The following is an 8,093-nucleotide window of genomic DNA, read 5'->3' as shown; positions in this document are numbered from 1 at the left end:
TTGCGTGCCAAGGTCACCTCCCACGTAGAGATGATCTTGAATCACAGCCAGGCGCGCAGGGGAATCCTTTTTGTCAACACAACCTAGCGCAGCGGGCAGCGCCGGGATGTGTCCTGGCGCACATGGCTGCGGATTTTTGGGCTTGTGCATGGGCACGATCTTCGGTGCAGGTGCGCCGCCGAGGCCGGCCGCGAATGCAGGAATGCGGCGCGGAGAATGCCGTGGCGGATGAATCGACGGAATGCTGCAGCGATCCGGCCCGTTCCGAACGAACGGCTTTCGAATACCGGGGGTCCCAGGGCTTTTCCGCGGAACCCTGTTATTGTCCAGCGCTGCCGGGATATTCCGCGTCCACCCGCGGGGCAGATGATCCGGCTTGGGAAAGGCGTTGCGGGAGTCGTCTAAATATTCCGAGATTGGCGCGAGAATAGACCTTGTCAGGCCGAGCGGTCGGCTTGGAAATGCGCGGCGGTCGATCTCGGGACGTGGTTTGCGGCCCCGGATCCGCCCAGATCCTGCAGGAAGTTCGAGGAAGCCTCGAGGCATGGGACTGTCGTTGGAACGGTTGCAGGCATTCCTGTGGCGCAATAGCCGGCGGTCGCCGCGGCCGGTCAAAGCCGAAGCTGAACTATCGAGGGGAGGGGATAATGGTGCCCGGAGGCGGATTCGAACCACCGACACGCGGATTTTCAATCCGCTGCTCTACCAACTGAGCTATCCGGGCCCGCAGCGTCTCGCTTCGGACTGGCGCGTTGTTATGGTAGCCGGGGCGCGCTGTCCAGAGCCAAAAGTGAAAATTTCACTCCTCCTCGCCCTCCCGAAGCAGCGGCTCGCCCGGGATGCGGTAATCGCCGCGGAACCACCGCGCCAGGTCAACATCGGCGCAGCGCCGCGAACAGAAGGGGCGGTAGCGGTCAGAGGCGGGCTTGCCGCAGATCGGGCATTTCATCGGTCCTGCTCCGGCTCGGCCAGCCGCGACAGCGCGATGCGGTCGCGCTTGCGGCTGATCTCGTAAAGGCCCATGGCGGTCCAGCCGATCAGCACGGTTTCGGCGGTCTCGGCGCGGAAGGCGGCGCGCAGCACCTGTTCGAGCGTGCCGCGGTCGCGCTTGGGCATCGGTGCGAAATCCACCACGATCTGCCCGCCCAGCCCGCGCAGGCGCAGCTGCCGCGGCAGGTCGCGCGCCAGGGCGATGTTGGCCTTCAGCCCGGCGGCGGGCGAATGGTCGCTGCCGGTATTGACGTCGATGGCGACCAGCGCCCGCAGCGCCTCGATCTCGGCCCAGGCGCCGCCGCCCAGGTCGATGCGCGTGTCGAGCAGCCGGCGCGCCGCCGCCTCGGCGCCGCTGGTCTCGAAGGCGTCGGCGTGATCCTCGATCGCGTCGGGCGCCGGGTCGGCCCAGTCCTGCCAGGCCTGCTCGGCCGGCTCCGGTGCGTCGAGCAGCAGCTCCGGCACGCCCTCCCGATCGGCAAGAACGGTGCCGGCCAGATCCAGAAGCTGGTGCAGCTCTGCCATGATCTCGGCCTCGGCGGCGGTGGCCGAGATGCTGCGAAAGACGATGCCGGGCGGGTCGGCCTGATCCGCCAGGGTGGTTTCGCCCAGGCGCACCAGCGCGTCGCGCAACGCGGCATCGCGGATGCGGCGCGAGACGTTCACTCCCTGGATGCCGGGCGTGACGATCACATGCCGGCCGCGGAAATTCAGCCGGGCCGAGACGGGAATCGCCTTGCCGTCCTCGGCGCAGCCGCTGATCTGGACCAGCAGCGATTGTCCCTCGCGCAGGCCGGAACGATCGCGCAGGAAGCCGCGCGCGCCTTCGGGCAGGCGCAGGAACACGCCGCCCTGGCCCTTGACCAGGCGGTCGACCTTGGCGCGGCAGATGGCGCCGGGGGCCAGCGGCGTAACCCCGGCCGGATCGACGATCAGATCCTCGAGTCGGCCGTCCTGCATCAGCGCGGCGGCATCGCGGCCGAAAACTCGGCCCAGAACGATTTGACGACCCTTCATTCCATCCGTTCCCGAATTCCGACGGCGGCCAGCATGGTCGCGGTCTCGGCCAGGGGCAGGCCGACGACGGCGCTGTAGGAGCCCTGCATCCAAGTCGCAAAGGCCGAGGCGCGGCCCTGGATCGCATAGCCGCCGGCCTTGCCCCGCCATTCCTCCGAGACAAGATAGCGGTCGATCTGCGCGGGAGAGAGCGGGCGGAAACGGATGGCGGTTTCGACTAGGCGCTCGCGCAGGCGGCCCTGATGGGCCAGCGCCACCGCAGTCAGCACGCGATGCCGTCGCCCCGAAAGCAGCTCCAGGAATCGCCGCGCCTCGGCCGCGTCTGCCGGCTTGCCCAGGATGCGGCGGCCGACGACGACCTCGGTATCGGCGCAAAGGATGGCGCCATCGGTGCAGCCGAGCAGGGCCTCGGCCTTTTCGCGTGCGATGCGGCGGACATAGTCGCGCGGGCTTTCGCCCCGATGCGGGGTCTCGTCGATCTCGGTCGGCAGGATGCGGTCGGGGATGATGCCGATCTGGGCCAGCAATTCCAGGCGCCGCGGGCTGGCCGAGCCGAGCACGAGCTCCGGTCGGGCTCCGGGCCGCGCCGCGGTCGCTGCCGAAACCGCCGCCGCCATGCCGGGGACAGCGGTATCCGCGGGCTTACTTGAAGCGGTAATTGATCCGCCCCTTCGTCAGGTCATAGGTGTTCATCTCCACCTGAACCTTGTCGCCGGCAAGGACGCGGATGCGGTTCTTGCGCATCTTTCCTGCCATATGTGCGATGATCTCATGGCCGTTCTCTAGCTCGACCCGGAATGTCGCATTGGGCAGGAGTTCCTTCACGACGCCGGGAAATTCGAGCATTTCTTCCTTGGCCATGTCTTCTCCTGTGGGGGTAACCCGCGCCTTGGCGGGCGCAAGCTACATGCGTCCGAACGGCGCATTTTTCAAGGGGAATCTGGACCGGCTGCGGCCTGGGATGCCGCCCCGCGGCGCGAAACCGGGGAAAGTCGCGTAAAAGTTGCATGGTTCAGGCATGTCCCTCCGAAGAGTGCCCCTGTGTCGCCGCGGTTGCCTCAGCCGGCGGCGCGCAGCGATGGCGCGGCCGGATCCGGCCCGTCCGGGCGGAAGGCGTCGGGATGGTGGTAATCCGCGATCGGCGGTTCGGGCGGGGCCGCCATGAGCTCTGCCGCCGGGATCGCCGGCTGACCGGGAAGCGCAAGGCTGTCCGTTCCCCAGGCGACTTGCCCGAGCCCCGGCGCGGGCGCCGCTTCCCGGGCCAGGTCGCGCAGGCGAATGGCGTGGAAACCGTCCGCCTCGCCCAGCCGGCCGCGGGCCAGAAGCTGTCCGAGCGGGGTTTCCATGCGCGCTTCGTCCAGCACGTTCTGCGGCAGCGGGATCAGCGAGCCGGGCCCGAGATTGCGCAGCTGCTGCAGGCTGACCTTGCGGCGGCACAGGATCCCGGTCAGCCGGATCGGCGCCTCTTGCACGATTCCGGCCAGCGAGGGCGGGGCGGCTGCGGCCGGGGCGGCCGGCAGCTTCGCCGCGTTCCCCCCGGCGCCGTCGGCATGGGGCAGCCTGCTTCCCGCCTCGGCCGGAAGCGCGATCATCAGCACCGCGTCGCGCTGGCTGCCCGGGCCGATGCGAAAGCGCAGGGTCAGGCGCGACATGTCCCCGTCTTCCAGCATCAGGGTCAGCGGCCGTGGATCGTCCATATAGGTGGCATAGCGGAAGGCGCCGAAATCCGGCATCCCCTCGCCCCCGGCACATTCCCGCGCCAGCTCGGCCAGCAGCGCGTTCACGAAATCCGCCGCGATGGTGGCGTCGGTGCGGGTGGGCTTGCGCGGCTGCGCCGGGCGCGCGGTGACCCGGCCGATGGCCTGCATCTCGATCAGCGAGGCCAGCAGGGCGGGGCAGATCGCCACCACGCCGATGGCGTCCCGCCGGCCTTCGACAATGGCGAGCAGCGCCCGTTCGGGCAGGAATTCCGGCAGTTCCGACGCGGCCATGCCGGCCAGCTCGACCTTTTCCACGAAGACTGGCAGCCGGGCTTGCTTTTCGGCGGCGCGGCCAAGCGCGATGGCCACCGCGCGTTCGATGCGGAATTCCGGCGCGGCGCGGCTGCCGGCGGCATCCGGCAGCGCCCGCGCCCTTTCCCTGGCGGCGATCCAGCGGCGCAGGACCGGGGCTGCGCCCGGTTCCGTCCCGCCGATATCGGTGCCGGCCGTCGGGGCCGTTGCTGCGTTATCCATACCAGACCGAATCAATACCTTCTCTGGCGCAGCATGGCATGGACTGGTTGCGAAAAGATTTAACCCCGGGCATTTTCATCATTATCCGCCCGACGCCGGGGGCGCGGCGGCAGCGCGATGCGGAAGCAGGCGCCGCCCTGGCCGGGCAGATAGGCGATGGATCCGCCCAGGAACTCCATGATTTCCTTGCAGATCGCCAGGCCCAGCCCGGCGCCGCCGGCACGGGCCGGATCGTTCAGCCGGGCGAATTTCTCGAAGATCAGCGCCCGGCTTTCCGCGCCGATGCCCGAGCCATTGTCGCCGATGTCGATCTCGGTGCCGCCCTCGGGCGTGCGGCGGGTCTCGATGCGGATGACCGGCGTCTCGGCATCGCAATATTTGCGGGCGTTGGCGATCACGTTGATCAGCACCTGCAGCAGCCGGTCGGGATCGGTGATCACCGGCAGATGCTCGGCGATGGCATTGCGGCGAATCGCGAAATCCCGCCCCCCGGCGGTGGCGCCGGCCGAGACCAGCGCCCGCTCGATCAGGTCGTGCAGATTGAAGACTTCGGGCTTGAGCCGCGCCTTGCCGGCCTCGAGCACCGAGATGTCCAGCAGGTCGTCCAGCAGCCGGGTCATGCGCCCGGCCTCGTCATGGATGATGCCGGCGAAGCGGGCGCGGTCCTCGGCGGGCAGGTCCGGCTCCATCAGGATCTCGGAAAAGGCGCGGATCGAGGTCATGGGCGTGCGCAGCTCGTGGCTGATCTGGCCCAGGAAGGCATCCTTCTGCGCCGAGATCGCGGTCAGTTTCTCGTTGCTTTCCCGCAGCATGGCCGCCGTTCTTGCCAGTTCTGCCGAGGTGTTCTCGAGCCGGCGGTTGGCCTCGCGGGCGCGGCTGGCCTCGCCGGCCACCGCCATCAGGTCGGCGACCGTGACCCCGCCGCGCCCGCCGACCCGGGTCATCAGCGCCGAGGCGGTGGCGGCGCCGACGGTACCGGCCAGCCGGCGCTCGAAATCCGCCAGCAGCCGCGGGGTCAGCTCGGGCAGATAGCCGGTCTTGCCCTGGTCCTCGGCGGCCCGGCGGAACATCTCCAGCGCGGTCTCGCCGCCCCAGATGCGCCCGGCCAGCGTCAGCAGCGCCTCGGCCTGCACTGCCGGTGCGGCCTTTTTCGGCGTGGCGTCGGGGGCGATGGCATGGACGAAGGACAGGGCCTGCAGCCGCTCGGCCGGGTCCGGGAAATCCAGCAGCGAAACGAGGATCAACAGCAGCAGGTTGACCGACAGGGCCAGCAGCACCGCGCCGGCGAAGGGATCGATCTCGGCCGGCAGGGCCGGTTGCGGAACCAGGCCCAGCGAGGGCAGGAAGATCATCCCGCTCCAGATCCCGGCGCCGGCGAGGATGCCGGCGATGGCGCCGCGGCGGGTGGCGCCGCGCCAGAGCAGCCCGGCGATCATCGCCGGCAGCACCTGCGCCATGCCGGAAAAGGCCACGGTTCCCATCGCTGCCAGCGCCGAGGTGCCGCCCGACATGTGATGATAGAACCAGCCGGCGCCGATCACCGCGACGATGGCCAGGCGGCGGGCGTTCAGCATCAGCGCGCCCAGATCCTCGGGCGCCTGGGCCGGCTCGGACAGCGCCGCCTGGCGCAGCCACAGCCACAGCGGCACCAGCCAGTGGTTGGCCATCATCGTCGAGAGCGCGATGGCGCTGACCACGACCATGGACATGGCCGAGGAAAACCCGCCCAGGAATACCAGCATCGCCAGCGCCTCGCGCCCCTGCGACAGGGGCAGGGCCAGGACGTAAAGGTCGGGATTCGAGCCCTTTGGCAGCATGTCCGCCCCGACCACGGCGATGGGCAGGACCAGGAAGGACATGGCGGCCAGATAGGCGGGGAAGGCCCAGCCGGCCTGGCGCAGCCGGTCCTCGTCGCTGGCCTCGACCACCAGGACGTGGAACATGCGCGGCAGCACCATCACCGCCGCCCCCGACAGCATGATCAGCGCGAACCAGCGCTCGGGACGGATCAGCCAGCCCTCGCCCCCGGCCGAGATCGCCATGCGGTCGATGCGGGCCAGCACGTCGCCCGGCCCCTCGGCGATGCCCCAGAGCACATAGGTCCCGACCGCGATGAAGGCGGCAAGCTTGACCACCGCCTCGACCGCGATGGCCATGACGACGCCGTGATGGCGCTCGTCCGCGGCAAGGTTGCGGGTGCCGAACAGGATGGCGAAGGCCGCGAGCCCCACCGCCACCCACAGTGCGACATTGCGGGGCAGGGCGTGCTGGTCGCTGGCGAAGGCCGACAGCGCCATCGAGACCGATTGCAATTGCAGCGCGATATAGGGTGTCGCCGCCACCACGCCGATCAGCGTCACCAGCGCCGCCAGCCCGGCCGACTTGCCGAAGCGGCTGGAGATCAGGTCGGCGATCGAGGTGATGCGGTGCAGCCGCGCCACGCGCACCAGCCGCCGCAACCCCCACCAGGCGCCGGCGAAGACGATGCCGGGGCCGAGATAGATGGTCAGGAACTCCAGCCCCGAGCGGGTGGCGTAGCCGACCGCGCCGTAGAAGGTCCAGGCCGAGCAATAGACCGACAGCGACAGCGTGTAGATCGCCGGCCGGTCCATCCAGCGCCAGCGGCCGGCGGCGGCGGCGCGGTCGGCGGCATGGGCCAGCAGGAACATCAGCGCGACATAGGCGACCGAGGCGGCGCCGAGGGTTTCAGGCGTCATCCTCGTCCTCCGCCCCGCCGCGGCCAAGCGCGCGATGCAGTGCTGCGGTGACGGCGATGGTCAGCGCCCAGCCGACGGCCAGCCAGACCGCGCCGCGGGCATAGCTGAAGTGATGCGGAAGCCAGATCGGCGGCAGCACCGCCAGAAGCGCGAACAGCACCGGCACCACCCGGGTCGCGTCGGCCAGCCGCCGTCGGCGATAGGCGTCCCGGCCCAGGAACAGGCGCCGCGCCCGCAGCCTCATGCGGCGCCCAGCAGCTCGCGCACCACGGTGCGCAGGTCGTCATTGGCAAAGGGCTTGGGCAGGGTGCGGTCGGCGCCCTCGGGCAGGTTGGCCTGGCCGCGCGCGCTGAGCAGCAGTACCGGCAGCGCCCGCAGCTGCGGATCGCCGCGCAGGTCGGCCAGGATCTCGGCGCCGCTGCGGCCGGGCAGCATCAGGTCCAGGATCAGCAGCCGCGGCGCCAGCGCCCGGATGCGCTGGATGGCGCCGCTGCCCTCGGGCCATTGCTCGCAGCGCCAGCCCTCGCGCGACAGGATGAAGCGGACCGCCTCGGCGATGCTGGGTTCGTCCTCGATCAGCAGCACATCGACGGTCACGGGCGGGCCTCCCTGGGGTTTTCGCGGATGATGGCGGCAGGCAGGGCGCTTGTCAAAATCAGACCGGCCCCAGGATCGACGGTTCATGGCGCGCGGCGCAGCCGGGGCGCGGGCAGATGCGGCAGGCGGGCCCGACGCCCAGCGGCGGGCGGTTGTCCTGCGGGCCGGCGAGGCGGACCAGCATCTGCGCCCGGCTCAGCGCCGGGCCGTCGAAGCCCATGGGCAGCAGCCGCTCGGCCACCGCCCAGGAGGCGAAGCGCAGTCCGCCATTGGTCACCAGTAGCCGCGCCACCGGCAGCTGCGGCTGGGCCAGCGCCTCGAACAGCGGCCAGAGCGCGCAGCCTTCGCCGGGCCGCGGCAGTTCGAAGCCCGGCGCAGCCTGGCGAAACAGCGTGGCGCCGGAACCGTCGCAGACGATCAGCCCGGCCTGCGCCCAGGGGCCGGGGCGCAGCATGCCCAGCCGGCGCAGCACCAGCTCCAGCGGCCGGCCCAGCCGGGCCGCGATCGCCGCCGGGTCGTCGCCGCACTCGCCCGCCTC

9 protein-coding genes and 1 tRNA gene are annotated in these 8,093 nt (G+C 70.3%); all 10 read right to left on the bottom strand.

Translation table 11 applies throughout. The features are described from left to right. Nucleotides 1-648: 648 nt before the first annotated feature. Nucleotides 649-724, bottom strand: a tRNA-Phe gene (locus I9P22_RS22200). Between the two features lie 75 nt (nt 725-799). After that, nucleotides 800-949, bottom strand: coding sequence for a DNA gyrase inhibitor YacG (locus I9P22_RS22195; protein WP_199262211.1), 150 nt, complete (start codon nt 947-949; stop codon nt 800-802). Then, nucleotides 946-2,007, bottom strand: coding sequence for a ribonuclease E/G (locus tag I9P22_RS22190; protein ID WP_199262209.1), 1,062 nt, complete (start codon nt 2,005-2,007; stop codon nt 946-948). Before I9P22_RS22190 ends, I9P22_RS22195 begins: the two co-directional genes overlap by 4 nt. Further along, nucleotides 2,004-2,624: a Maf family protein gene (locus I9P22_RS22185; RefSeq protein WP_199262206.1), complete on the bottom strand. Its 621-nt coding sequence runs from the start codon at nt 2,622-2,624 to the stop codon at nt 2,004-2,006. Before I9P22_RS22185 ends, I9P22_RS22190 begins: the two co-directional genes overlap by 4 nt. A gap of 25 nt (nt 2,625-2,649) precedes the next feature. Next, complete coding sequence (gene infA / locus I9P22_RS22180) at nt 2,650-2,868, bottom strand: translation initiation factor IF-1 (protein ID WP_010397442.1); 219 nt, start codon at nt 2,866-2,868, stop codon at nt 2,650-2,652. Nucleotides 2,869-3,065: 197 nt separating this feature from the next. After that, on the bottom strand, nt 3,066-4,241 hold the full coding sequence (locus I9P22_RS22175) for a FliM/FliN family flagellar motor switch protein (RefSeq protein WP_199262204.1): 1,176 nt from the start codon (nt 4,239-4,241) through the stop codon (nt 3,066-3,068). Nucleotides 4,242-4,300: 59 nt separating this feature from the next. Next, entirely contained in the window at nt 4,301-6,958 is a 2,658-nt protein-coding gene (locus tag I9P22_RS22170; RefSeq protein ID WP_199262202.1) for an ATP-binding protein, read from the bottom strand. Further along, the gene (locus I9P22_RS22165) at nt 6,948-7,202 is read right to left on the bottom strand and encodes a hypothetical protein (protein WP_199262200.1); all 255 of its coding nucleotides are present in this window, start codon (nt 7,200-7,202) and stop codon (nt 6,948-6,950) included. Before I9P22_RS22165 ends, I9P22_RS22170 begins: the two co-directional genes overlap by 11 nt. Continuing rightward, on the bottom strand, nt 7,199-7,555 hold the full coding sequence (locus I9P22_RS22160) for a response regulator transcription factor (protein WP_199262197.1): 357 nt from the start codon (nt 7,553-7,555) through the stop codon (nt 7,199-7,201). Before I9P22_RS22160 ends, I9P22_RS22165 begins: the two co-directional genes overlap by 4 nt. 58 nt (nt 7,556-7,613) lie before the next feature. Next, nucleotides 7,614-8,093, bottom strand: a 480-nt coding sequence (locus tag I9P22_RS22155; RefSeq protein ID WP_199262195.1) for a short-chain fatty acyl-CoA regulator family protein, incomplete at its 5' end; no start/stop codon positions are given.

It is taken from the genome of Paracoccus binzhouensis, from assembly GCF_016446475.1.
GTDB classification, from domain to species: Bacteria; Pseudomonadota; Alphaproteobacteria; order Rhodobacterales; family Rhodobacteraceae; genus Paracoccus; species Paracoccus binzhouensis.
This window is presented reverse-complemented; position numbering and strand designations above follow the sequence as displayed.